Source organism: Paenibacillus lacisediminis (genome assembly GCF_046567315.2).
Window position 1 is genome coordinate 162,049 of record NZ_JBKIAX020000001.1, and the last position, 26,086, is coordinate 188,134.

Annotated in this window: 17 protein-coding genes; 15 read left to right on the top strand and 2 right to left on the bottom strand. The window is 50.5% G+C overall.

Annotated elements, in window-relative coordinates:
- Positions 1-31: 31 nt before the first annotated feature.
- Positions 32-2,299: an AraC family transcriptional regulator gene (locus ACLD72_RS00755; protein WP_458475457.1), complete on the bottom strand. Its 2,268-nt coding sequence runs from the start codon at positions 2,297-2,299 to the stop codon at positions 32-34.
- Positions 2,300-2,794: 495 nt separating this feature from the next.
- Between ACLD72_RS00755 and ACLD72_RS00760 the strand changes: the two genes are divergently transcribed.
- From ACLD72_RS00760 to ACLD72_RS00830, 15 genes are all read left to right on the top strand, one after another.
- The gene (locus tag ACLD72_RS00760) at positions 2,795-3,733 is read left to right on the top strand and encodes an ABC transporter permease (protein WP_410995123.1); all 939 of its coding nucleotides are present in this window, start codon (positions 2,795-2,797) and stop codon (positions 3,731-3,733) included.
- A gap of 9 nt (positions 3,734-3,742) precedes the next feature.
- Positions 3,743-4,627, top strand: a complete 885-nt coding sequence (locus ACLD72_RS00765) for a carbohydrate ABC transporter permease (RefSeq protein ID WP_036624100.1) — start codon at positions 3,743-3,745, stop codon at positions 4,625-4,627.
- An 83-nt stretch (positions 4,628-4,710) separates the two neighbouring features.
- Positions 4,711-6,243: an ABC transporter substrate-binding protein gene (locus ACLD72_RS00770; protein WP_410995122.1), complete on the top strand. Its 1,533-nt coding sequence runs from the start codon at positions 4,711-4,713 to the stop codon at positions 6,241-6,243.
- 32 nt (positions 6,244-6,275) lie between these two features.
- Positions 6,276-7,322 carry a glycoside hydrolase family 130 protein gene (locus tag ACLD72_RS00775; protein WP_410995121.1) on the top strand — a complete coding sequence of 349 codons (1,047 nt, stop codon included), beginning with the start codon at positions 6,276-6,278 and terminating at the stop codon, positions 7,320-7,322.
- Positions 7,323-7,565: 243 nt separating this feature from the next.
- A complete protein-coding gene (locus ACLD72_RS00780; protein WP_458475458.1) occupies positions 7,566-12,335 on the top strand; it encodes a polysaccharide lyase family 8 super-sandwich domain-containing protein in 4,770 nt (1,589 codons plus the stop codon).
- Between the two features lie 270 nt (positions 12,336-12,605).
- Positions 12,606-13,541 (top strand): ABC transporter permease, encoded by a 936-nt coding sequence (locus ACLD72_RS00785; protein WP_410995119.1) that lies wholly within the window; start codon positions 12,606-12,608, stop codon positions 13,539-13,541.
- Between the two features lie 114 nt (positions 13,542-13,655).
- On the top strand, positions 13,656-14,528 hold the full coding sequence (locus ACLD72_RS00790; protein WP_410995118.1) for a carbohydrate ABC transporter permease: 873 nt from the start codon (positions 13,656-13,658) through the stop codon (positions 14,526-14,528).
- Between the two features lie 244 nt (positions 14,529-14,772).
- Positions 14,773-16,338: an extracellular solute-binding protein gene (locus tag ACLD72_RS00795; RefSeq protein ID WP_410995117.1), complete on the top strand. Its 1,566-nt coding sequence runs from the start codon at positions 14,773-14,775 to the stop codon at positions 16,336-16,338.
- 34 nt (positions 16,339-16,372) lie between these two features.
- Complete coding sequence (locus tag ACLD72_RS00800; protein ID WP_410995116.1) at positions 16,373-17,323, top strand: MTP-1 family protein; 951 nt, start codon at positions 16,373-16,375, stop codon at positions 17,321-17,323.
- A 120-nt stretch (positions 17,324-17,443) separates the two neighbouring features.
- On the top strand, positions 17,444-18,478 hold the full coding sequence (locus ACLD72_RS00805; RefSeq protein WP_410995115.1) for a glycoside hydrolase family 130 protein: 1,035 nt from the start codon (positions 17,444-17,446) through the stop codon (positions 18,476-18,478).
- A gap of 706 nt (positions 18,479-19,184) precedes the next feature.
- A complete protein-coding gene (locus ACLD72_RS00810) occupies positions 19,185-20,297 on the top strand; it encodes a Gfo/Idh/MocA family protein (RefSeq protein ID WP_410995114.1) in 1,113 nt (370 codons plus the stop codon).
- The gene (locus ACLD72_RS00815) at positions 20,297-21,187 is read left to right on the top strand and encodes a carbohydrate ABC transporter permease (RefSeq protein ID WP_155620213.1); all 891 of its coding nucleotides are present in this window, start codon (positions 20,297-20,299) and stop codon (positions 21,185-21,187) included. Before ACLD72_RS00810 ends, ACLD72_RS00815 begins: the two co-directional genes overlap by 1 nt.
- A gap of 11 nt (positions 21,188-21,198) precedes the next feature.
- Entirely contained in the window at positions 21,199-22,041 is an 843-nt protein-coding gene (locus tag ACLD72_RS00820) for a carbohydrate ABC transporter permease (RefSeq protein WP_410995113.1), read from the top strand.
- An 80-nt stretch (positions 22,042-22,121) separates the two neighbouring features.
- Positions 22,122-23,480 (top strand): ABC transporter substrate-binding protein, encoded by a 1,359-nt coding sequence (locus ACLD72_RS00825; protein WP_410995112.1) that lies wholly within the window; start codon positions 22,122-22,124, stop codon positions 23,478-23,480.
- A 510-nt stretch (positions 23,481-23,990) separates the two neighbouring features.
- Positions 23,991-25,019: a LacI family DNA-binding transcriptional regulator gene (locus ACLD72_RS00830; protein WP_410995111.1), complete on the top strand. Its 1,029-nt coding sequence runs from the start codon at positions 23,991-23,993 to the stop codon at positions 25,017-25,019.
- A 44-nt stretch (positions 25,020-25,063) separates the two neighbouring features.
- On the opposite strand, the gene ACLD72_RS00835 is transcribed toward ACLD72_RS00830, so the two are convergent.
- Positions 25,064-25,975 (bottom strand): helix-turn-helix domain-containing protein, encoded by a 912-nt coding sequence (locus ACLD72_RS00835; RefSeq protein WP_458475459.1) that lies wholly within the window; start codon positions 25,973-25,975, stop codon positions 25,064-25,066.
- Positions 25,976-26,086 lie beyond the last annotated feature (111 nt).

The following is a 26,086-nucleotide window of genomic DNA, read 5'->3' on the forward strand; positions in this document are numbered from 1 at the left end:
GTTCGTTTATTTGAAAGGCTTGTGCTCCATGTCAAAAATTTCCATTCTTATGCATCCTCCGATATTGGGCTGGCGTCATTCCATACACCTTTTTGAAGATGGAATAAAACGTGTTAAGCGACGAAAATCCGTATTTCTGGATGATCGGCTCAATCGGCGAGTCGGAGGCAAGCAACTCCTGACAAATGTAATTTAGGCGCTTCTCCGATATCTTCTCCGTAATCGACTGGTTTGTCTCCGCTTTATACAAACTGCGGAAATAGTTTACGGACAGACCCAACTGGTCGGCCAGCATTTTTGCGGACAAGTTCGAATCGGTTAATTGTTCTTCAATGAACTGGTCCGCCTGCTTGATCAGGGCCGCGTTTTTGGACAGACTGCGGGCAGCCTCAATGTCTTCAAGCGTCTTGGTTATAAGCGCTTCCATCCATGGCACTACGTTTTCCATCGTCTCCTGCTGTATGATCTGATTCTCGATAGAAGTCAGCCCCCATGAACTGGGCAGCGGCTGACTGGAGTGCTCCTGCATGAGCCGGCGTATGTTCATAAACAAGGTAATCAACGACATTTTACATTCAAAATAGGGCAGTCCCCGCAGCTTGACCACGGCTGAGCGTATGATTTCCAGAACCGTATCCGCGTTACCCTTGGGAAGAGCCTGAGCGATCTGCCGCTCTTTGTCCACAGGCAGATGATACAGTTCTCCCGGCGCGTCGGCCAGCCATGCTTTCACGACGAGCGCTCCGTGCCCGAATCGGAACCGTTCCTGCGTCAGTTCATACGTCTCCATATATACCTCATGCATGTCGGTCAGGCTGGGCAACGTCCTACCCCAAGCGACGGTCGTGCCGATTGACAAATACTGCTCCATTAACTGCTTAGATACTTGCAGCTTCTTTGCAAATTCTTCGGACAATGGAGCCGATAAGACAACCGCCACGTGATCGTTCCCCATGTCCACCGTTTGCAGCTTGTGTTTGGAAAATTGCAGCGACTCTTGGATAATATTGGACATTGCAAATCGGAGTAGACGCCGGTCCTTTTCCGGGTAGGCCTCCGTAAATTCCGAGAAGTGGTCGATCCGGAAGATGGCCACCGACAGCTGATCTTCCGGCAGAGCAATTCCCCATTCTTGAAATTGAGAACATATTTCCTCTGCCGTATGATAGATACCCCCCAGAAAATCCCGTAAAAACCGCTCCCTACCCAGAATTTTAGTATGCCGCCAGTGCTCGGTCAGTTCATAAATCCGATTGTGTTGGGCTGTAAACACATTGGATAAGTAGTCAAGTTCATTTGCGCTATATCCTTCGCCGGGCTTTTCCGCTTGATGCTGCCGCATCACTCTGCTAATCAGTTCTTGAATAGGCGAGTACACCCGTTTGGAAATCAGAACGATAACGGTCAATGATGCTACGAACAGAATGAGGAACAAGATCAGGCTTGTGTTGCGAAGAACAGTGATTTTTCCCAAAATGACAGACTTCGGTACAGTTTCGATAAAGGTCCAATCCTGAATTCCTTTGATGGAGGAGCCGGCGTAAACCATCAGTTGCTCTTCCTGATTACTGGGCTGAAACAGCTTCCATCCGCTTTCGCCCTTATTCCCTTGGCTCCTGAGCTCCGCAACTTGTTCCTGATTCAAAGGAATGCTGCTAAAAACCGTCTCATCCCGATCATTCAGAACAGTGACCGACCTGTTCGCATAATTCGAATTGTTCTGAAGCAAGGTCATTAAATTATCAGTATCTATATTCAGAACGAAAGCCGAGATGGAACTGCCTTTTTCGTAAAATCTTACGATGCTAATTACCTCTTTGGCCTTAATCCCGACAAGCGGAATGGACAAGGTTCTCGGAATGAGAACGCTGTGATCCGTTGTAGCCGGATCCCGCAAGCGCTTAATAATGTCCTGGTCGTAAAAAGCTTCCGCATCACTCAATCCAAGTCTGGAATCTACTACAGTATTTGTGTAATCGTTGATTAGGTATACCGAATCGATAGACGGATTGGCGTTCTTAATGTCGGTAAGCCGTCTCCATACCTCATAAGTTTCAAAATCGCTGTATTGATCCGAAAGGGCATTCACCTTAAGGGTACTGTCATCGCTGGAGGAGAAGCTGAATTCCAAAGACCATTCCATCAGTCGCGCTGTGTTCCGGGCACTGTTCACTAGCAAGGATTCGGAATGATCGCCGATCTCTTCCAGAAGCGTCTGGGAAGACTGCCAATAGAGCAACGCAAAAGATATAGCCAGAACCAGAACGTTTGCACTGACAAAATAAAAAATAAGTTTCATATAAGTAGGGTGCCGCTTCAACGATGTGAGAAGTGGAAGTCTGAACTTCATTGCTCTGAATCCCCCGTTATTATAACTCCCGATTTTTATCATTTTTAGATTATTAATTATAGCATAACGAGCATTCCCGTCTGCAGAATCGGTTATTTTCGAGGGTAGTGTTGTTTTTGGGAAGTTCATAAATCTGCGCTTGCAGGAAAAATTGGAGCTTGCCGGAATTGCCGTTGCGGTGAGGGCTCGGTAAGGTAAGGGTATAAGAGGTTGTTCAAAAAGTCATCTTTCCATGACGAAGCAGATCAGGAAGTGGATCGGGCGTCGAATCTTGAATTCAGCCGGGCCTTCCGTTGCTCACGTAGCCTCCAGCTACGCTGCGCTACTCAGTCCCTAGCTTCATTCAACCTTCTCGGTCCTGAAAACCCGACTTTTTGAACTCGCACTTTAAATAACGGGACGCAGATGCGATTGCCTGTTTCGATGAAAGGGGGAAGTAAAACTATGCAATACCAACTTAATGCAAGGAAACGGTCCAAGCTGAAGCATATTGTTCGTAATCCTTTTCTCTATGCCATGGCCGTGCCGGGGCTGCTGTTCTTTCTCGTGTTCAGTTATTTTCCCATCTACGGGATTATGATTGCCTTCAAAGACTATAATTTTGCCAAAGGAATTACGGGAAGCGAATGGGTCGGTTTTAAAAACTTCAACTATTTTTTTACTTCAGATGACTTCTGGGTCATCCTGCGCAACACGCTGGTGCTGAACATGCTGTTCATTTTGTTTACTACGGCGGCTGCTGTATTAATCGCGCTAATGTTCAATGAAATTCGCAATAAGTATTTCAAACGAATTTCGCAGTCTCTCATTTTTCTTCCTTATTTTATGTCCTGGATTGTGGTAGGAATGATTGTCCAATCATTATTCGGCGGGGAAGAGCCGATGATCAATACTTGGCTGCAAAATTTCGGCTTGGAACCGGTCAACTGGATGTTTGAGTCGAAGCTGTGGCCGTTCATTCTGACGGTTATCCGCGTGTGGCAAGGAGCCGGTTATCTTTCGATTATTTTTCTGGCCGCGATTACCGGCATATCGGAGGATTTGTACGAGGCTGCCCGGATTGACGGGGCATCTAAGCTGCAGATTGTGTTGCGCATTACGCTGCCGCTGCTCGTTCCTACTGTTATGATCATGACTTTGCTGGCCGTAGGCAAGATTTTCAACGGGGACTTTGCCATGATCTATGCCATCATTGGAGACAATTCCTTACTGTATCCGACTACCGACGTCATCGACACCTTCGTATTCCGCTCCATGAGACAACTGCATGACTTCGGCATGTCTTCGGCGGTTGGCCTGTTCCAGTCGGTTATGGGTCTGATCTTTGTCATTGCCGCCAACTGGGTAACCCGAAGGGTGTCTAAAGAATCCGCTTTATTCTAGGAGGTAACGATGAGACAGAAACAGAGTGCTGCGGATCGGACTTTTACGGTATTTGCCTATACGTTCATTTTATTGTTCACCTTATTTTGTCTGTTTCCTTTTCTGCTGATGATTATCGGATCGTTTACGGACGAGGGGGAACTGATTGCGCACGGGTATACTTTATTTCCGCAAAAATTATCGCTGGACGCTTATAAAGCGGTTTTGCAATCGGATGTGCTGCTGAGCGGCTATGCGGTCACGATTTTTATCACCGCCGTAGGCGCATTAAGCGCGCTGTGCATTTCCGCAATGCTCGGCTATTCTTTGGCCAATAAGCGGAATGTCCTGCAAACGCCGTTTCTGATTTTTTGCTATTTGCCTATGCTTTTTTCCGGAGGCATCATTCCGTTTTATATTGTGGTCAGTCAGTGGCTGCATTTGCAGAATACCGTTTGGGTGCTAATCTTAACATTATTATGCCAGCCGTTCCTCGTCTTTTTGCTTGTCAGTTTCTTCCGTACAATTCCCGAGGAATTGGAGGAAGCCGCAAGAATTGACGGAGCGAATGAAATGAGAATTTTCTTTCAAATTATGATACCGATCTCGAAGCCAATTCTGGCTTCCGTCGGTCTCTTTTATGCCCTAAACTACTGGAATGACTGGTTTATGGGATTGATGTTCGTGGATAATGAGAAGCTGTTCCCGCTGCAATTGATTCTGCGCCGGATGGTATCCAATATGGAGGCCGCCAGAAATCTCATTCCCGCCGCCGCAGCCATTGCCGTAACGCCACCAACCTATGGCGTGCGGATGGCGACAACCGTGCTGACGATTGGCCCGATTGTCTTGCTGTATCCCTTGCTTCAAAAGTATTTTGTCAAAGGTCTAACGGTAGGAGCTGTCAAAGGGTAATCGAGGATTTCCGGCATTAACCGGATAAGCCCGGTTAATCATAGATACTGTTTTTCTTCATTATATAAAGGGAGGTTAACGAAATGAGATTGAAAAAATGGTTTGGCGCGGTGACGGCCACAGTATTGGCTTTGTCATTGATGCTGGCGGGCTGCGGAGGCAAAACGGAGACTGGCGGCAATAAAGGGAATGCTTCAACGAATACGGAAAGCACTACATCCGCACCGAAGGAAACGGTGACCCTGAAAGCTTATTTCCCGGGGGATAAGCCGGCGGGCTTTGACGATGTGCTGCAGGCGGTCAACGACAAATTGAAAGCGGACAACGTCGGAGCGGCCTTGAATATCAATTTCTTGCCGTGGTCCGATTACGGGAATGCGGTATCTGTGAAGATGTCTGCCGGGGAAGATTTCGATATGTATTTGGATGCCCCATGGTTGTCGATGAATCAGATGATCGCCAGCAATTCTTTGCTGGAACTGGATGCCATGGTGGCCGAGCGTCCGGAGCTTAAAGCGTCCATTCCCGATGAAATGTGGGAATATAACAAATTCGACGGCAAAATTATGGGCATTCCGCTCGGCACCACCCAAGGCCCGGTATACGGCCTGCTTATCCGCAAAGATTTGCGCGAGAAATACGGACTTCCCGAGTTGAAAACGCTCGAAGATCTGGAGAAATTTTTGTATACGGTCAAGGAAAACGAGAAGGACGTCAGACCCTTCGTCATTAACGGCATCAAGGCCGATAAACTTCCATTTATCCTGAGCGAATCCGCTAATCTGGCGCTCGATGAAGTGCTGGAAATCGGCGTCAGCATGTTCTCCTATTCAACCAAGGACAAGAAAGTTGTCGGTCAATGGGCAAGCCCGATGATTGCCGATGGTTATGAACGCGTCACCAAATACTACAAGGACGGTATAATTTCCAAAAATATTGCGCAGGAGCAAAATGCAGAAACACTGTTTAAACAAGGAAAATATGCGGCCACCTATTATGCGGCTGACGGTGTGGAGGGATTGAAATATTCGGATATGCTGAAGGGTGGCAGCGACAAGCTTGAGGTTTTCGTTCCGAACGGTGATAAGGCCAAGCCGTATACCGCTTTCCAGCAATGGAATTTCCTTTGCATTCCGACTTCATCCAAGCACAGCGATTTGGCTATGGACGTAGTCAATTGGTTGTCCATTAAGGAAAACCACGATTTGATGGAATACGGAATTCAAGGGAAGGATTGGGAGCCTGTCGGCGACACGAGCTATAAGGTGCTGTCCAACTATTCGTTCCCGGGCTTTGTGCTGACCTGGCGGCCAACGCTGAACCGCACGCCGGATACGATGATGCCGGATGACAAGAAGTGGTTCGACTTCTCCGCCGACCCGGCTAATTTCACGCTTAGTCCGACGGCAGGCTTCAGCTTTAACGCTGAAAAGGTGAAGACGGAATATGCCAAAATTACACCGCTTCACGATTCGTTCTTCCTGCCGCTTAGTCAAGGCGTGCTGTCTGCGGATGAAGGCAAGGCGACGCTGGAGGAAAAAATGGCGAGCCTCGGCGGACAAAAAGTGATCGATGAAATTCAAGCACAAATCGACGCCGTTACATCCGGTAAATAACAATCATTGAAAGACGGAAAGAGGTATCTCACATGAACGTAAAACGCTGCGCGCAAAATCCTGTTATACGGGTCGGGGACGTTGCACCCTCCCGCCCTGACTTTCGAGTGCTTGGAGCCTTTAATGCAGGCGTTGCGCAAATACGGGATGAAATTATTCTGTTGCTGCGTGTTTCGGAAGCGCCGGTATCGGACCAGGGGGACGAAGTGCTCGTCCCCCGGCTTAACGAAGCGGGCACCGATGTACTTATAGAGCGCTACGACAAGGCCGATCCGAGCTATGATTTCTCCGACTCGCGCTTCGTAGCAAGGGACGGACAAACGGTCATGCTCACATCCTTATCCCATCTGCGGGTGGCGCGAAGTAAGGATGGCGTTCATTTCGACATCGAGCCTCAGCCGGCCTTGTTTCCGGAACACGCTCTGGAAGCTTGGGGTATTGAAGATCCGCGCGTGACCCAAATCGGGGACACGTATTATATCACTTACAGCTCCGCCTCCGCTCGCGGCGTTGGCGTTGGCCTGGCGGAGACCCGGGATTTTCGAACATTCAAGCGTCACGGGCTTATGCTCGCTCCCGAAAATAAAGACGTCATGTTATTCCCGGAGAAAATTAACGGCAAATACTACGCTTTGCACCGTCCGGTGCCGAAGTCGTTCGGTTCCCCCGAGATGTGGATTGCCGAATCGCCCGATCTCGACCATTGGGGGAACCATCGCTTCCTGATGGGGCTAAGCGAACAAGGCTGGGATTCGGCTCGTATGGGCGGTGGCGCGGTTCCGATTCGAACCGATCGCGGCTGGCTTGCATTGTACCACGGCGCAGACAGCAAGCATCGCTATTGTATGGGCGCAGTGCTGCTCGACTTGAAAGATCCGGCCAAGGTGATAGCAAGATCTCGTGTACCCGTATTGGAGCCGGAAGCTGCATATGAGGTGAATGGATTTTTCGGCGGGGTCGTGTTTTCGTGCGGAGCCATTTTACTAGATCAAACGATCCGTATGTATTACGGTGCCGCGGACGAAGTGATGGCTGTAGTGGACATCCCCTTGGAGGATATATATAGTACGTTTTTTTGAAGGGTTGAAGGCAGTTTTTGCTGCCTTCTTCAATCCATTATTGTGAAAGCGTTATCAACGATTTTTTGAGCTTAACAAAGGAGGAGCATGAGAATGGCTAACCAAAGGCAAAGGTTTGTAAAGAAGTGGATATGTCTTGCTATGGTTTGTTTTATGATGTCATCGATATTTATATACTCGCCCGTATCGGCGAGTACTTCCGAGGAGACGAATGCTTCTCAAGAGCTCGCTGATATGAAAATGATGAAAAAGCGTATGGTTGATTTTTACATCTCCAAAGATATCATAAATGACGGAACGAACGGTCGGGTCGAATGGACCTTCAAATCACAGGCAGGTACTTATTTATCCAATCAAAACCCTGATGGAAGCTGGAGCGATGTCGATTACGCGAGTACAACCTCCGCCGCCAATGGGAGAGGTTGGTCGCCCTACCTTGCCTTAGACCGGATGCAGTCGATGGCGCAGGCGTTTGCTGACCCGAATGATCCAAACTATCATAGTGCAGCGCTGTTAAGTGGTATTCAAAAGGCGCTGGATTATTGGTTCACGGTAAAGCCGACTTCAACCAACTGGTGGGAGACTGGAATCGGCAAACAATTAAGGCTGGAAAAAATTGCGCTTCTATGTGAAGGCTATTTAACGGCAACGCAAGTCTCCAATATTATTGGCACGTTAGACAGCAGCCCGCACACTGTCGATGGAGCCAATTCATCCTGGTACAATCAAAATTATATGTACCGGGGCTTATTGCTGGAGGATGCCCAGATCGTTCGGAACGCCGTGAATGCATTTAACGTACTGTCGAATGTGACGACGACGGTGACGGGAATCCAGTCGGATATGTCTTTTTTCATGCATGGCAAAACGAATTATACGACGGGCTATGGAAGAAGCTTTGCCAGAGATATGTCATTCTGGGCCTACATTACCTCGGGCACCGCGTTCTCGTACAGCGAGGCGGCGATTGATTCGTTATCGTCATACTTGTTGGACGGCACCAGGTATCTCGTGAGAGGCGATGTTGCCGATCTGGGCATGGGGATGAATGGACCTGATTGGCCGGATTATGCGAGCGCGGCTTTGACCTTCTATGAAGATCCGATGCAATGGATGCAGGCGGCCAATCCGAAGCGGGCTGCGGAGTTTGCCAGTTTCCTTGACAATATTCGCAGGATCGGCACGAGCACGAGCAACGGACTGAACGCCAACAATATGACGCAATGGCAGACGCTTGTCTCCTCCCATATGCGAACTGACTACGGAATTACGGTCAAGATGTCCTCCAGCACGGTTAAAGGCGGCGAATGGAGAACGATTCATCCCAGCGGATATAACCTGTTGTACTGGACGCCGCAAGGAGCCACTGCCATTCAGAGAACCGGCGACGAATACAGACCCATTTACCCGTTGATGGACTGGGCCCATGTTCCCGGTACGACGGCCCCCTACGCACTCACGAAAGACGGGAATTTCAACAATCCCAAAACGTTTGTAGGCGGAGTGACAAACGAGCGTTATGGAGCCACCGCATTTGATTTTAACAAGTTGAATACAAGCGGAAAGAAAGGCTACTTCTTTTTCGATGATGAAATGGTGGCGCTTGGTGCAGGAATCGCTTCGACGAATACCGCGCCGATCCACACGACATTGAACCAAAGTCAGGCGATAGGCGAAGTTCTCGTAGATGGCAATCCGATAGCAGACGGAACGATGCAAACGGGCGGACACTGGGCCTATAACGATCATATCGGCTATATATTCCCGAATCCGACGGATTTTCAAGTAAAACGGGAGACGAAAACCGGAAAATGGAGCGACGTCATCTCGGGAAGTTCAACGGAGGCGATGACCAAGCCGATTTTTTCGATTTGGCTCGATCATGGCGTGAAACCCACAAACGCTTCCTACCAATACATTGTATTGCCGGACAAAACCTCCGAAGAGGTCAGCAGCTACGCGAGCGACAACCCGATAAGTATTCTTTCGAATACATCGTCCGTCCAGGCTGTCCGGCATAATTCTCTGGGAATTACGGAAGTGCTGTTTTATCAACCCGGAACGGTGACGGTGAGAGACGGTTTGACGGTCACCGTTGATAAACCCGCCATGGTTATCGTTGACGAATCCGCAGCACCTGTCCGTATTTCAGTCGCCAATCCCGAAACACCGGGGATTACAGTGAATGTGACGCTGGATCGAAACGGAGAAACATCCACGACAAGCTATACGCTCGGCAAGGATACGTTCACAGGCCGAAGCATGACTTTGAATGAGGGAGCCTCCATCGACGACAGCGGATTCGATCTCGCTTACGATAAAGGTGCGACCGCTTCATCCAGCAAAGACAATCGATATGCCTTGAATGCTACGGATCTTTACAGAACTTCGTATTGGAGTTCAAACGATGCGGATAATGAATGGATTTATGTTGATTTGCAAAATCAATTTTTGATCAATAAAGTTAGGCTAAATTGGGAGAAAGCATACGGGAAGAGTTATAAAATTCAAGTATCGAACGATGCTGTCACCTGGACGGATGTTTACTCAACGACGACGGGTGAAGGAGGAATCGAAGACATTTCTTTCAGTCCGGTCAATGCCAGGTACGTTCGTATGCAAGGAGTTCAGCAGGGTACCGGAAATGGCTACTCGCTTTATGAATTTAACGTGTATGAAGCAGTACCACCCAATCTTGCAGAAGGCAAGCCGGTAGCGGCAAGCTCGTCCAGAGCCGCGAACGTGGGACCCGGTTATGCAGTCGATGGCTCACTTAGTACCCGTTGGGGATCTAACTATTCCGATCCGCAGTGGATTTATGTCGACCTTGGCTCTAGCAGGTCCATCCAGGAGGTCGCTCTACATTGGGAAGACGCGTATGGAAAGGCGTACCAAATTCAGGTTTCCGACGACGCGACGAATTGGACTACAGTTTACAGCACCACAACCGGAGACGGCGGAATCGATAGAATCTCCTTCGAACCGGTGAATGCAAGATATGTTCAGATGTATGGCACGAAAAGAGGAACAACATACGGCTACTCACTCTGGGAATTTAAAGTATATTCGGCTCTTGCTACTGCCCCGGACGCACCTGCCGATGTGCATGCCGTCGGCCATGACGGGTCCGCAGAGGTGAGCTTTGCCGCGCCGATCCATAACGGCGGAAGCGAAATTACAGGCTATAAGGTAACCGCGTGGGCAAACGGAGAAGCTGTTGCGACGGCGGAAGGTGCGGATAGCCCAATCACCGTCACTGGTCTGACGAACGGTACGGCGTATACTTTTACGGTGATCGCAAAGAACGCCCAATGGGAATCGGCCTCGTCCGCGCCGTCGAATGAAGTGATCCCATCGTCGGATGAAGCATCTGTTCCGGCTTCGCCTGTGAATTTGACGGCGGCGCCCGGAGACCGATCCGTAACCTTAAGATGGGACGCTTCGGCGGAAAGCGTCACCTATTCCGTATACCAATATGAAGGCATGGCGGCGCCGACCGATCCGGGCAACTGGCAGCTGGTTCAAGCCAGCGTAACGGAAGCCACATATACGGTAACCGGATTGACGAACGGAACGAGCTATGCGTTCACGGTGAAAGCCGTAAATACGAGAGGCGAGAGTGATTTCTCCATGGCCGTGACGGCGACGCCGAATTCCGCATTGTCGCAGGTTCCGGCAGCGCCGGTTCATCTTGCCGCCGCGGCGGACGACCGGAAAGTTTCGCTGAGTTGGGATGCCGTGGCTGGAGCGGATCGCTATGTCGTTTACAAGTATGCAGGGTCTGCGGCTCCGGTTGATCCGGCCGATTGGGTGCAAGTGCAGGCGAACGTCACGGACACCGCATATACAGTAACCGGTCTGACGAACGGCACGCGATACGCGTTCTCAGTGAAAGCCGTGGGAGCGGGGGGCGAGAGCAAGTTCTCCAACGCCGTAACGGCGACACCGAAGGCTCCGCAACCGGAGACGCCGGGCAGCGGCACAGGCAATGACAATGACAATGATCATGACAATGGCAATAATACTTCCGTTATCAAATCGGCCAACGGCACCATCCTTATTCCGAGCGGCAGGACCGGCGAGGTCAGTCTCGATAACGAAGTTATCCTTACGATCGGCGCAGGGGCGGCGGAGCAAGAGCTGCGCATCGAGATCGAGAAGCTGCTCAGTACGGCAAACCTCGTATTCGATAAGGAAACGCTTGTCAGCAACGTGTTTGAATTGACGAAAAATATGGCAGGAAACTTCAGGAAGCCGATCGTCATCTCGATGAAGTTCGATCCGTCTCTCATAGGAGACAATCAAAGAGTCGCTATCTTCTACTATGACGAAGCAAAGAAAGTATGGACTGAAATAGGAGGCGTCGTGACCGGCGATCGAATTACGGCCGAGGTGGATCACTTCACCAAGTTTGCGGTCATGGCTGTAGGCGAGAAGAAGGACGAAAGCGGCGAACCGAACGAGCCGGCGCCATCGTACACAGACATTGAGGAACATTGGGCGAAGAACGCCATCCTGAGCGCGGCGGGCATGAAGCTTGTCAGCGGCTATCCGGATGGAACGTTCAAGCCGAATGCCGCCATTACCCGCGCCGAATTTACGGTCATGCTGGCCAATGCGCTTAAGCTGGAAGGAGCAGGTTCAGCGACTGCGTTTACGGACGAGGCCAAAATCGGCGGATGGGCGAAGCAAGAAATCGCGAATGCTGTTGAAGCAGGCATTGTGAGCGGGTACGCGGACGGCAGCATCCGGCCGAATGCGCGTATTACCCGCGCGGAAATGGCGTCGATGATCGCTAGAGCGCTTAAACTGTCTGATGAAGCAGGCGCAACGACCGGCTTCGCGGACGATAAGGACATCCCGAAGTGGGCGAAAGGCGCGATTGAGGCGGTTCGTAAGCTGGACATCGTGAATGGCCGCGGCGACAATAAATTCGTTCCGAACGGTACTGCGACCCGGGCGGAAGCGGTGACCCTATTGGCGCGGATATTGGAGCTTGGTACAGAACAATAAAATATAAATAACAGCAGGCACAGCGTAGGAACAGATATGTTCCTCATGCTGTGCCTGCACTTGTGTTCAAGTGTTCCTCCGGAAACTTGGTCGATCTCTTTGTATTTTCGGTCAAAATGAAAATCAGTTCGGAAATTTGAAAGCCCTTTAATCGAATCGTGAAAGCGTTATCCAGTATTTGAAATTGGCAACGCTTACCCGCTGCTATAGAGTTATAGCAAGCGACAACGCAGCCAAAAAATGTTCACTGCATAGGAGGGGGATAAGAAATTGGAAAAGAGACAGCGACTGGCATTCGGCATGTTTTCTGATATCCGTAAGAACGGAACGTCCTACCTGCTGGTCCTTCCGGCGATGGTTTATACGTTTATTTTCGGGTATATGACGTATCCGTATATGCTCATTGCTTTCCAACGATTCAATTATACAAAGGGAATATTCCATAGCGAGTGGGTAGGATTAAAAAACTTCGAGTTCTTCTTCCGGTCGAACAAGGCGCTTACGGTTACCTTTAACACCATCTTTCTAAATTTGCTTTTTATCGTTTTCGGCACGCTGACGGCGCTGGCGATTTCCCTGATCCTGAATGAGCTGCGCAAGAAGCTGTTCGTCAAGATCAGCCAATCGATGTTGCTGTTTCCGAACTTCATATCCTGGATTGTCATCAGTTATGTGTTGTACGCATTTTTTTCTATGGATATGGGGATCGTGAACAAATTGCTGAACCAGCTTGGCATTGCCGCGGTCAACTGGTACACCGAGCCGCAGACATGGCCGGCAATTCTTACCGTCATGCATGTGTGGAAGGGGGCCGGGATGAGCGCCGTTATTTATCTGGCTACCATTACCGGGATCGATGAGACGTTGTATGAAGCGGCCGAGATTGACGGGGCCAACCGGTGGCAGATGTGCATGCACATTACGATTCCGTTGATGATGCCTACGGTGGTCATACTGACGCTGCTCTCGGTCGGCAAAATCATGTACGGCGATTTCGGGATGATCTACGCCTTGGTCGGCGACAATGGCACCTTGTATTCGACCACGGACATCATTGATACGTATGTATTCCGCTCTTTGCGTCAGATTGGTGACCCTTCCGAAGCAATGGCTGTCGGACTGTTCCAGTCCGTCGTCGGGTTTATCCTCGTCTTCGGCACGAATGCCATTACCCGCAAATTTTTCAAAGACGGCGCATTGTATTAAAATCCGGTTCCGGCAGTAGCCTGCCGAAGGAAGGTAAGCCTATGCTTTCGAAGCGAGTTTTGCTTGAAGCTCATTCAGGAAGTAACGCTCACAAAACTTTTAGGAGGGATAAAAATGAAGGCGTTTTCAATCAGCAAGACAGTCATGTATATTCTGATTACGGTTTATTCGGCGCTTTGTTTGCTTCCGATGCTGCTGGTGCTGATGATCTCGGTCACGGATGAGGATGCCATATTGAAGAACGGCTACAGCCTTTTCCCGGAGAAGTTCTCCCTATATGCCTATAAGCTGATCTTTACGGGTGGCTCCCAGGTCATGCAGAGCTACGGCATCTCCATCTTTGTCACGATCGTCGGCACGGTGCTGGCGATTCTGATTACTGCCATGGCCGGCTATACGCTGGCGAACAAAAATGTGAAATACCGCAATCTGCTGGCGCTCTATTTCTTTATCACCATGATTTTTTCCGCCGGGATTGTGCCCTGGTACCTGATGAACCGGTCGCTCGGACTGACCGACAACATCCTCGCTCTGATCATTCCGTCGCTGCTGTTCAGCCCGTTCAACCTTTTCCTTGTGCGCAATTTCATGAACGGGGTTCCCGACTCGCTGCGAGAGTCGGCGACCATAGACGGGGCCAGCGATATTACGATTGCCTTCCGGATTTATCTTCCGTTATGCAAGCCGGTATTGGCGACGATTGCGCTCTTCTACGGACTTGATTACTGGAACAATTGGTGGAATACGATCATGCTGGTCGACAGCAAGGATTTGTACCCGCTGCAATTTATGCTTCTGCAGCTGCAATCGGAGATCAGCATGCTGAACGAGATGACGATGCTGGCCGGAACCAGCGAGATGACGCTTCCTTCGGAATCGGTCAAGATGGCGACGGCGATCGTGACGATCGGGCCGATCGTCTTCCTCTATCCGTATTTGCAAAAGTACTTCGTGAAAGGCTTGGTTATTGGTTCGGTCAAAGGCTGATATAATCCCTTCGGGGTTAACATAAATACAGCACTATAGGAGGTAGTTCAAAAAGTCCTCTTTTGATCACGAAGCTGGTCAAGAAGCATATTCGACGTCGAATCTTGAATTCAGCCGGGGCCTTCCGTTGCTCACGTAGGTTCGCCTACGTTCCGCTACTCAGCCCCTAGCTTTATCCAACCTTCTCGGTGCTGAAAACCCAACTTTTTGAACACGCATTATAATTAAGGAGGTCAATATTTTTATGAAAAAGTATTGCGCATTTCTATTAGCTGCGGTGCTTGTCCTTTCGACACTGATTGGATGCGGCAAGGATTCCAATTCAGCGGGCACTGCGGATAAGGGAGACAACTCTTCAGTCCCGAAGTCGGAGAATAGCGGCAAGCCTGCCGAGGCGGTCAAAATCAAATATTTGGTACCCGGCACGGAGCCGAAAGACTACAAGGAAGTGTTCCAAAAGGTCAATGAGAAGCTGGCCGCGGACGGTGTCGGCGTTGAGGTGGAGAAAATCTACATTCCGTGGGATGCGTGGGATCAGAAGCTGAACTTGATGCTGTCCACGGGCGAAGATTTTGACCTGTTCCACGTCATGCAGGACCGTACGCCGTTCTCCAGCTACTATAATCGCGGTGCACTGGCGGACATCTCGGATGCGATCGAAAAGTATGGAGAACATCTGAAGAAGTATATTCCGGAAGATATTTTCAACGGGGCTACAATCGATGGCAAATATTATGTCGTTCCATCTTATTGGGTTGAAATGGCCAGTGAAGGAGAGTTCAACATTCGTCGCGACATTCTCCGTGAGAATCATCTCGAAGAGCCGACTACACCGGCCGAATTGATCAGCGCTTGGGAGGTTGTCATGAAGAACTGGAAGGGAAGCAACAAGCCTTATCTGGGCACTCGGGCGGATTTTGACCCGATCTTCCTGCATACTTCCATTTTACACCGGACTTATGACACCTTCCCGTTCACGGTGAAAGATAAGTTCTTCTATGTGAATCAAAGCGGCGAGGTCAAGTCTTGGATTGAGACCGAGGAGTTCAAGAAGGATGCGTCCTTCATGCGCGAGCTGTACACAAAGGGAATTACCAATCCGGATATCTTGGTTATGAAGCAGGAGCAGGTAGATGCGCAACTCGACAGCGGTGAATGGTTCGTCCGCCTGGGAACCGGCGGGAGCTTGAGCGGGCTCAAAAAGTACAATCCGGAAGCCACTGTAAACGATATCGGTGTTGTTTGGTTTAACCCGGAGAAAGAATATCTGCGCCCGCTCACCTTCAAGAACGGGAATGCCGTACCGGTGAACAGCAAGCATCCGGAAGCGGCCGTCAAATTCATGGATTGGATGCTGGCAAGTCAAGAGAATTATGATCTGGTTCAATATGGCATCGAGGGCAAGCACTATACCAAGGACGGCGAGACGGGCTTTAAGCCGATCAAAGATCCGAATAACAATAACAATCCGGGATATAGGGGATCTGATTCGCAAAACGGCAACGTAAACTTCATGCGTTTTGACTTGGAGAATAGCATTCCCGAAAACAACAAAGTCTTGTTCGAGTCAAATCCGAATGCGATCAACAGTATCGCGGCGAACTTTATTTTTGACCCGACGAATGTAAGAGCCGAGTACACCAACATTTTGTCGGAAGCTGCGGCAAGCATCACTCCGATTTATATGGGTGTTCAAGAATACGATAAGGCCTTCCCGGCAGCACTGGAAAAAATGAAGAAAGCCGGTCTGGATAAGGTGGTTGCGGAATACCAAAAGCAATTCCAGGAATATCAGGCTTCTCTTAAATAAACGAGTCGAAAATAAAAGGAAAGGGTGGAGAAATTTGACGCTGCAGGAGCAAAGAATTAAATTTGAAGCGACAAAAAAGATCGATGAGAGTGCAGTCCTGGTATTTCATGGTGTGGACGGTTTTGATGTCTACAATATTTCGATTCCGTTTAAACGGGACGGGAAACGTTATTTGTTCGGGCGGGTAGAACGCCGCGAGGAATGGGCCCGCTCTTGGGTCCGCCTGTTCGAGGAAACGGGACAGGATGAATGGACCGTAGTGGCAGATAGCATGATCTATACTCTGGAGGACCCTTACATTAGTGAGATCGGTGATGAGCTTGTCTTGGGCGGAACTCATGTGCAATATCAGAGTGGAAGATACAGCACATTTTTCGGTTATTTCTTCCGGGGTACCGATCTCCACAATTTGTACTACTTCACTACCGGACCTGACAAAATGAAGGATATCCGCCTTGTTCCGTTGCCGGACGGCAAGATCGGCGTCTTCTCGCGTCCGCGCAACGCCGAGATGAGAGGCAAATACGGGAGCGAATCCATGATCGGCTTCACGGTTGTTGACAGACTGGAAGAGTTGACTGCGGACGTCATTGAGAACGCACCGTACATTCACGGCATTTTCGGGGAAGGCGAATGGGGGGGCGTCAATCAGGCTTATCTGCTCGACAGTGGCAAAATCGGTATCATCGGACACATTTGCTACCAGGATAAGGATGAGAATGGAGGGGAAGTGAAGGTGTACCTGAACATGGCCTTCATCTTCGATCCAACAACCCGAGAGTCGTCTGACCTTCATCTGATCGGAAGTCGTCCCTGTTACCCGCCGGGACCTGCCAAGGCACCGTATTTGGTCGACTGCGTCTTTTCTTCGGGTATTGTGATGCGCCCGGACGGCAAGGCTGATCTTTACAGCGGCATTGGCGATTGTCAGGCAGGGCGTATTACGATCGACTATCCGTTCGCAGGTCACGGGCGTATTGTCTAGAAGAAGATGGAATGACTGCGCCTTACGCCAAGACTACTAAGCCAATGCTTCCGAAGCGAGTTTTGCTCGAAGCTGATACAGGAAGCAACGCTCACAAAACTTTTAGGAGGAAGTTGATAGATGAAAACCACGAATATGCCCATCATCGGGGCGCTTGCGTCCAGCCCGTTCATTCGCCGTCATCCGGCCAATCCCGTGCTGGACGCGGCCCGCGTGCCGTATCCCGCCGCGCTTGTCTTCAATGCGGGCGTCGCTAAGTTTGGCGGCCGCTATTGTATGGTATTCCGCAACGACTACGGCTCGCTGGAGAAGCAGACGCTCGAGCCGTCTCATACGACGGATCTCGGTATCGCCTTCAGCGACGATGGCATTCACTGGACGGCGGGGCCGAAGCCGATCTTCAAGCTGCGCGACGAAGAGATCGTACGTGCCTACGATCCGCGTCTGACGGTCATCGACGGCCGCTGCTACATGTGCTTTGCCGTAGATACGCAGCACGGCATCCGGGGAGGTGTCGCTGTGACGGATGATTTTGAATCCTTCGAAATATTGAGCTTGTCGACGCCGGACTTGCGAAATATGGTACTGTTCCCGGAGCGAATTGGCGGCAACTATGTCCGGCTGGAACGGCCGTTCACCGTGTACAGCCGCGGCGGAGTCGACCGGTTCGACACCTGGATCTCGGAGTCGCCGGATCTGATCTATTGGGGACGTTCCGAGCTGCTGCTGGCGGTGGAGCAGGTGCCATTCGCCAATGACAAGATCGGCCCGGCCGCACCCCCCGTGAAGACGAGTAAAGGCTGGCTCACTACGTTCCATGCGGTGGATATCGATCCCGCTAGAGGGAAGAACGGCTGGGAGCCGTCTTGGAAGAAGCGGTATACTGCCGGCATTATGCTGCTCGATCTCGACAATCCGAAGAAGATTCTTGGCCTAAGCGCATCACCGCTGCTTGCGCCTGAAGCGCCGTACGAGACGGAAGAGGGCTTCCGCAATGATGTCATTTTCCCCGGAGGCATGGTGCTGGAAGAGGACGGAGAAGTAAAAATCTATTACGGAGCCGCCGACACGGTGGAGTGCTTGGCCACCGCCCATGTGGACGATCTGATCAGGCTTTGTTTGGGGGGGAAGAATGGAGAAGGCGGGACGCCATAGCAGCGGAAGAAGGGCATTCGGCAAATGTTATCATGAATTCTGTCAAGAAGTGCGACTTAGATTCAGGCAAATAACGGCTCTCACAACCATAAGAATTTTGAAAAGGTCTTTTTTCGGAGAATAGCCGCTGTTACAACCGTTAGATTTCTGGGCAGTCCTTTGCTTCCTCGCTGGCGGGTAAGCAGATGGTGTCCTCTCTTGTATCCTCGGGAATCATCATGCTTTTGGCGGTCAGATCATTCAAAATATCGGATTTTTTCCGTAAGCATGCGCTCTTTGTCGGAGAGGCATGCTTTTTTTGCGTGCACGGGATATATTTAATTCTTTCGCTATAATGCAGAAGTCCTATATAATCGTCGGTTGCGGAATCTGTGCAAAAAAGCGCAAACAATAATGGCAAAAAAATCGTTGACAAACAAAAAAAACATGCAATAATTGAATTCAATAATACAAAATTTGCCGCAAATATATGCATGATATTTCGTGAAATTTGCGTATGTCCTGAACCCGGTTTTTCTTGCGTTACAGGATCAAGAGTGCATAGAACAACGGGGGGGATTAAGCAGTGTGCCTTCTTGGGGCAATATTTTATTCAGGATGACGTTCGCTAACTCTGAATCCTCTGTAAAGCAAAACACAGAGATTACCGTCACGTATTCAACCGAACAATTTGCGGCAAATCAATATGAAAAAGGAGTGTGCTGCTATGGAGAAGATCAGAATGGGGTTTATCGGTGTTGGCGATATGGGATCACACCACGCCATGGGGTTTGACCAACTGGACGACTGTGAGGTGCGGTACATATGCGATATGAACGAAGGAAACGTAGCCCGGGCGTTAAAGGAACTTCATAACAGCAAGCCGGTTATCTGCTCCGATTACCGCGAGCTTCTTGACAAGGAAGATCTGGATGCCGTCGTCATCAGCGTGCCGAACTATATGCACCGGCCGATCGCGGTGGCTTTCCTGGAAGCGGGCAAGCATGTTTTTCTGGAAAAGCCGGTCGCGCACACGCTGGAAGATTGCGATGCCATCATCGCGGCGGCGGAGAAGCATCAGCGCATCCTGCAGATCGGTTTGGTCTACCGCTATTCGAATGTCTACCGCAGACTGGCGCATGAAGTGGGGATGGGGCGGCTCGGCGAGGTGAAAATGATGTGGTGCAAGGAATTCCGCGATTCTTTTCCGCCGGCGGACTGGTTTTATGATAAGACGAAATCGGGCGGATCAATCGTGGAGAAGGATTGCCACCACTTTGATATTTTCAACTGGATGATTGGGGCGAACCCGGTGCGGGTGTTTGCTTCTGGCGGACAGCACATGATCAAGCAGGGGCAGCCGAATCTGATCACCAATTCATACAGCCACTATCCGGCCAAAAATATCGACAATCCGACGGTCGTGGACCACGCCTTTATTACGATCGACTACGATAATGGAAGCAAAGCCAATCTCGGTCTGTGCCTCTACTTGAAGCCGATGAATTTGCTGGGAGACGGGCTGGAAATCGGCCTGATCGGCAGCAATGGCGCGCAGATGGTGGTGAAAAACGACAAAACGATCGATATCGCCGGCGGGGAGAATTCCACCCGAGATCACCTCGACATCGACGTCATCTCGGACTCCATTATGGGAGGACACACCGGCGGGCAAGCTCAGCGCATTGATTTCCTGGAGTGCATCCGCAGCAACAGGCAGCCTTTTGCCAGTGCCGAGGTGGGAAGGAATGCGTTGCTGATCGCTTTGGCCGCGGAGAAATCGATTACCGAGGAGCGGTACGTTTATTTGAAGGAATTAACCAATCACGGGGTGTCGTGATGAACCAATTACGCAAATATGACACATTGGTCTTCTTTCTTTTTATCCTGCCCTGGATCATCGGGTTTACCGTCTTTTTTCTGGTTCCGTTCGGCACCTCGATCTTCTACGCCTTTACGGATGCGAAGCTGCCCGGTGCGGTCAATTATCAATTTATCGGCCTCGGCAACTTCGTCGAAATGCTGAGCGATCCCATCTTCAGCAAAAGCTTGTTTAATACGATGTTTTTTGTGATTATCGGGGTTCCGATCGTCTGCGCCGGGATGTTACTGCTGGCGATGCTGCTGAATTTCAAGGTGAAGGGAATCGCCTTGTACCGGACGTTTTATTACTTGCCCACTTTGGTGCCGATTGTGGCCACTGTGATTATCTGGCGGCTTGTGTTTAACTCGGAATTTGGGATATTGAACGCGGTGCTCGGTATGTTTGGTGCCGATAAAATCGATTGGCTTGGCGGAGAGCATACCATCAAGCCGGTCATCATCCTGCTCCAGGTGTGGATTTCCGGCAGCGGTGTGCTCATCTTCCTGGCCGCCTTAAAAAATGTTCCCCGGCATCTGTATGAAGCGGCCGAATTGGACGGAGCAAGCGGCGTCCGGCGATTTTTTTCGATCACGCTGCCCATGATCAGCCCGTCCATTTTGTTCGTGGTTATTATTCAAACGATGTACAACTTTCAGATGTTTACGGAAGCGATGCTGCTGTCCAAAGGCGGGCCGAATTATGCCTCCTACACTTTCGTCTACAACATTTATAAATCCGCATTTACCGATCTGAAGTTCAGCATGGCGATGGCGCAATCGCTTTTCCTGTTTGTGCTGATCGCTCTGGTGACCGCTGCGCTTATGAAATTATCCAACCGGTATGTTTACTATGAAGCCGAAAATTAGGGGGAACACGAATGAATGATGGACGAAAAAGCAGTTTCGCTGCGATCTTATCCAAGTATTTGCTGCTCTCGGCAACGTTGCTGTTGTTTGTCGGACCTCTGGTGTGGCTTCTCTCCACGATGATGAAAACCAAGGCGGAGACCTACAAGGTACCTCCCGCTTTATTGCCCGAGCATTTTACCTTTGAAGCTTTTGAACGGTTGTTTGCCGTACAGCCGCTGATGTGGCGCTGGATTCAAAACTCTTTTGCCATCTCCATTCTTGTCGTCCTCGGGGCCGTCCTTTCAAGCTCGATTGTGGCCTACGGATTCTCGCGGTTCACGACAAAATACAAAGACAAGCTGTTTGCGATTGTGCTCGTGACCTTGATGATTCCGCCCTCCATCATGATGATTCCGTCCTATGTGTTGTATACCAAGCTCGGATGGATCGATACGTGGTTGCCGCTCATCGTTCCAGCTTGGCTTGGAAGCGCATACTACATCTTTTTGTTTCGCCAGTTTTTCCTGACCATTCCTTTGGAACTGGATGAAGCCACCTATTTGGATGGCGGGAACCGCTGGACGGTTTATGCGCGGGTGATGATGCCGTTATCGAAGCCGATTATTATCACCACGATTATTTTTGCCTTCGTTAACTCCTGGCTTGATTTCCTCGGACCTTTCCTTTACATCAAGGACAACCTCAAGTTTACGCTCAGCGTGGGGCTGCAGCTGCTGATCGGGCAGACCAGCCAGGACTTCCCGGCGCTTGCGGCCGGAGCCTTCATCAGCATCATTCCGATCGGCCTGCTTTATCTCTTCGCCCAACGCTACATTGTCGAGGGGGTGGTGCTGACCGGAACGAAAGGATAATTCAGCCGGAGGTAGGTCTGGCTTCCTTGAAAGTACGTCGATAGTCGTTTTTCTTACTATCCAAATAGGGGGGATTTCGCTTGAAAACAAAACGTAGATGGTTGATCGGCAGCTGGGTTCTGATATTGACTTTGGTTATGGGGTTGGCAGGCTGCTCCCAAGGAACGGATAAACCCGCGGCGGGGCAGGCGGATTCTGCCGGACAAACGGCTGGTAATGGGGCGGGAGAGCCCGTAACGATCACGTATTCCCAATGGGGAACGGCTGAGGAACTGCAGCGCGTGCAAGAGCTGCTTGATCAATTTATGGAGGCCAATCCGAACATCACCGTGAAGCTGGAAGGCAAGGATTGGGGAAGCTACTGGGACGGGTTGACCGCGAACGCCGCTGGCGGCACGCTGCCCGATGTTTTTAAAACGAGCTATGCCTACATTGAAAAATACGCCGAGCTTGGCATCTATAAGGAACTGGACGGTTTGCTGTCCGCCGGATCGTTTGATTTGAACCATATCGATGCGAGCTTGCTGAGTTTGCATAAATATAAAGACAAGCAGGTGTCGCTGCCGATCGACGGCAACGTGATTGTCTGGTATTACAACAAAGCGCTGTTTGACGATCCCAAAACAAACCCGCAGGGTGCGGCTGTCCCATCCCTTGAACCGACCTGGGATGAGATCATCGGCATTGCCGCGAAAATGACCCTCGACAAAAATGGCAAAAGCGCGGATGAGGCCGGCTTTGATGCCAAAAACATCGTCCAATGGGGCATGTCGATCTCTCCGGGCTCATCGATGGACTGGTTTCTTGAGCCGGAGCTGTGGTCGAACGGGGCCAAGCTTGTCAACGAGGACGGTTCGCTGGCACTTGACACTCCGGAGGCGCAAGAGGTGCTTGAGCTGTTTATCGATCTGACGAAAAACAAAAAGATCAACACGACCCCCGCCCAAATTGAGGGACTTGGCGGCCAGGTGAACCTGAGCATCACCACAGGAAAGGTGGCCATGAACCCGGGTGGCAACTGGAATACGACGAACTACAAAGAAGCGGGCATCGATTACGGGATAACTTACCTGCCCAAGTTTAAAACGGCGCAGACGGTGGTGCAGCCGGCCGGCGTAGCGATCAGCGTGAATACGAAACATGAGGAGGCGGCTTATAAGCTGCTGTCCTGGCTGGCGGGTCCCGAGGGCCAGATTGCGCTGGCGAAGCAGGGTTATTCCTTGCCCGCCAACAAAGCGGCCGCCGATACGTATGTGCAAACCACGGGCGAGGCGAATCAAATTTTCCTCGACGCTCAGAAGTTCGGCATTATTTCGCCATTTACGGCGAAGAAAACCGATCTCGTCTGGACCTACGGCGAGCAGGCGCTGAAGCTTCCGCTGGCTGGCGAGGGCGATCTGCACGCCGCGCTTCAGAGTTTGGCGGCGCAAATCAAGTGAGGGCGGGGCGCGCGGCTCTCGTTTACGGAGGCCTCGGCCGCCTGCGAAATAACGGTAAAAAAGGGCGCTATTATCGGCAAAATAGGGAGTTCAGACAAAATAGAGGAATTTTTTACCGCTATTATTGGCGAGAGGGGCTAAAAAGGCAAGTTCTCCCCGGCTAGATGGAAAATAAGTACAAAAAGTACCGCTATTTGGTGGGCGTGTGGCAGGTAATCTAGAATAGAGCCATAAATGTCCGTTATTTATCCAAAGTATACACTTCGAAATACCGCCGGAGCGATGGGCTCTGGCGGTATTCTTGTAAAACTAGTTATCGGCATTCTCATTGGATTTTTCCAATCTAAAACCGCCGAGCCTCCGCCTAACTCAAGTAATCAGGAAGAACTTGACATATCATGACATGAACTATAAAATGAGTTTGCCGCAACTTTGCGCAATTTTTTTGCGAGTTGCATGAATAAAATGTCCTTATTACTTGAAGCGGGATTGTAGAGAGGAACAGCAAAAATGGCGAGATTAAAAGATATAGCCGAACAGGTGGGAGTGTCGATCTCAACGGTTTCAAGGGTAATGAAAAATGATGCCAACCACTCGGTGAGTGAGGAAACACGGCGAAAAATCTGGGAAACAGCAGAGCAAATGGGCTATCATTCGCAGCGCGCCGCCAAGGCAAAAAAGCACCAACCCAAACACGGCTTCCGGGTCGGTTGCGTTGTAGCGATGCCGCAGAACAAATATAACAATCCTTATTTTTCGATTATTTTGGAAGGAATCGAGAAAGAACTGGCCGCTTCCGGGATGCGTCTGGAGTTTGTGCATAGTCTAGAAAAGCAAGGCGACCTCCAGCAGCTGCAAACTTTGGTGAAGGAGCGCCGCCTAGACGGCTTGCTGATTGTGGAACGGATCGAGCAGGAGGCGTACAAGTGGCTGAAAGCGAACGTTGGCATCATTGTGGGGATCGATCTGGCGGACAAGGATATCCCTGTGGTCAGCTACGACCGGTCGGCTGCGGCGAAGGAAGCCGTGCAATATCTCATTGCCCAAGGCCACCGGCGAATCGCTTATATCGGCGGCGCGGAGCTTGATGACGATTTCCGGAGCGAGAAACGGTTTCTCGGCTACCAAAGCGCGATGCAGGAGGCCGGATTGCCGATCCAGGAAGAGTGGGTGATCGATGTAAAGTGGGATGTTTCATTAAGCTATGAGCTGACGAAGCAAGCTTTTGAGAAAAATAACGATCGGCCGACGGCTGTTTTTGCCGCCAGCGATATGATGGCGATTGCTGCGATGCGGGCGGCCGCCGAGCAGGGGCTGAAAATTCCCGAGGATATCGCTTTTTTTGGTGTGGACAATATCGAAATATCCGAGTTTACCTCGCCCCCCTTATCCACCATCCATGTACCCAAGCTGGAAATGGGCATGTTTGCCGTTAAAATGCTGCTGGATTACCTGAACAACCGGTATACCGTTCCGGTCAAACTGATCGTACCTTACACCATGATGCTTCGCCGGTCCTCGGGCGGCAACAGCGAATGAAGCTGGCCGTAAGGCCTTTTTTCGCTTTGCGCCAAATCCGTACGTTAGAGAATCCGGGAAAGCTTGCGGTAAGCGCGCGGCGAGATTCCCTCGTTTGCGTTAAATAAACGGCTGAAATAATGAATATCGGAATACCCCACCTGAGCCCCTACTTCTTCAATCGTCCAATCCGTATCCCGAAGCAGCCTGCATGCCTCGCGATGCCGGACGGTGCGCAGAAACTCCCCGGGAGGTAGGCCGATGATTTGCCGGAACAGTTTTGCGGCGTGATCCACGCTCATTTGCAGCTCAGCGGCAATCCGTCTGCCCGACCAGTCCTCCGCAGGAGCGGCGTCGATACGTTCCGCCAGGCGTTTGATGCGCTCCCCGTGCTCCGAAACCCCGGCGATCCGGCGGGACATTTGGGAACGCAGCAATTGCGCCAAAATCTCCAACATCAACCCTTTGCATACCAGCTCATACCCCAGAGAACGCCTGGCAAATTCATGGATAAGCTGCTCCATCGCCTGAACGCACTCCACGGACGGCGAATAGACGGGATCCGCGGAAAAGGCCAGCCCTCTATCCGTTTCTGTCACGGCCTCGGCGGCGAGCTTGTCCCGCACCATTCCTTCCTCGGGGATTAGCAGATCCTCCTCCTTTTGAATCGTAACATCGCTGAAAAAATCAAAGTGAATGCCCATCAGCTTGGCTTCAGGCGCGGAAACAATCTCGTTTTGATGGTAGACCCCGCATGGCAGGAAAATGAGCTGACCGGCCGAAAGCAGGTAGCGCTGCCCGTTCATGGTTGTGGCCATTTGGCCATGGCAGACATACAGCAGCTCGAAATCGTACAACCTCCTTACGGGAAACCGGCATGGGGGGAGGGTTTGAAATTGGGCGTAATGAATGTTGGGCGACCAAGCTGAGAAGGGGGCGGTGCGCGTTTTTGCCGATAAAGAGCGATTTTCACTCAAGGGAAGAACCTCCTTGCTCACAAAATCACGGAATAAGATAAAAAATAACTTTTTTCACTAAATAAATTACGTCTTGAAATCAATATAATGAGGATATAAACACAAATAATC

Excerpts from the sequence above, each read along its gene's own strand:
- ACLD72_RS00755 (WP_458475457.1), bottom strand. The coding sequence starts at position 2,299 with ATGAAACTTATTTTTTATTTTGTCAGTGCAAACGTTCTGGTTCTGGCT.
- ACLD72_RS00760 (WP_410995123.1), top strand. The coding sequence starts at position 2,795 with ATGCAATACCAACTTAATGCAAGGAAACGGTCCAAGCTGAAGCATATT.
- ACLD72_RS00765 (WP_036624100.1), top strand. The coding sequence starts at position 3,743 with ATGAGACAGAAACAGAGTGCTGCGGATCGGACTTTTACGGTATTTGCC.
- ACLD72_RS00770 (WP_410995122.1), top strand. The coding sequence starts at position 4,711 with ATGAGATTGAAAAAATGGTTTGGCGCGGTGACGGCCACAGTATTGGCT.
- ACLD72_RS00775 (WP_410995121.1), top strand. The coding sequence starts at position 6,276 with ATGAACGTAAAACGCTGCGCGCAAAATCCTGTTATACGGGTCGGGGAC.
- ACLD72_RS00780 (WP_458475458.1), top strand. The coding sequence starts at position 7,566 with ATGAAAAAGCGTATGGTTGATTTTTACATCTCCAAAGATATCATAAAT.
- ACLD72_RS00790 (WP_410995118.1), top strand. The coding sequence starts at position 13,656 with ATGAAGGCGTTTTCAATCAGCAAGACAGTCATGTATATTCTGATTACG.
- ACLD72_RS00795 (WP_410995117.1), top strand. The coding sequence starts at position 14,773 with ATGAAAAAGTATTGCGCATTTCTATTAGCTGCGGTGCTTGTCCTTTCG.
- ACLD72_RS00805 (WP_410995115.1), top strand. The coding sequence starts at position 17,444 with ATGAAAACCACGAATATGCCCATCATCGGGGCGCTTGCGTCCAGCCCG.
- ACLD72_RS00810 (WP_410995114.1), top strand. The coding sequence starts at position 19,185 with ATGGAGAAGATCAGAATGGGGTTTATCGGTGTTGGCGATATGGGATCA.
- ACLD72_RS00815 (WP_155620213.1), top strand. The coding sequence starts at position 20,297 with ATGAACCAATTACGCAAATATGACACATTGGTCTTCTTTCTTTTTATC.
- ACLD72_RS00820 (WP_410995113.1), top strand. The coding sequence starts at position 21,199 with ATGAATGATGGACGAAAAAGCAGTTTCGCTGCGATCTTATCCAAGTAT.
- ACLD72_RS00830 (WP_410995111.1), top strand. The coding sequence starts at position 23,991 with ATGGCGAGATTAAAAGATATAGCCGAACAGGTGGGAGTGTCGATCTCA.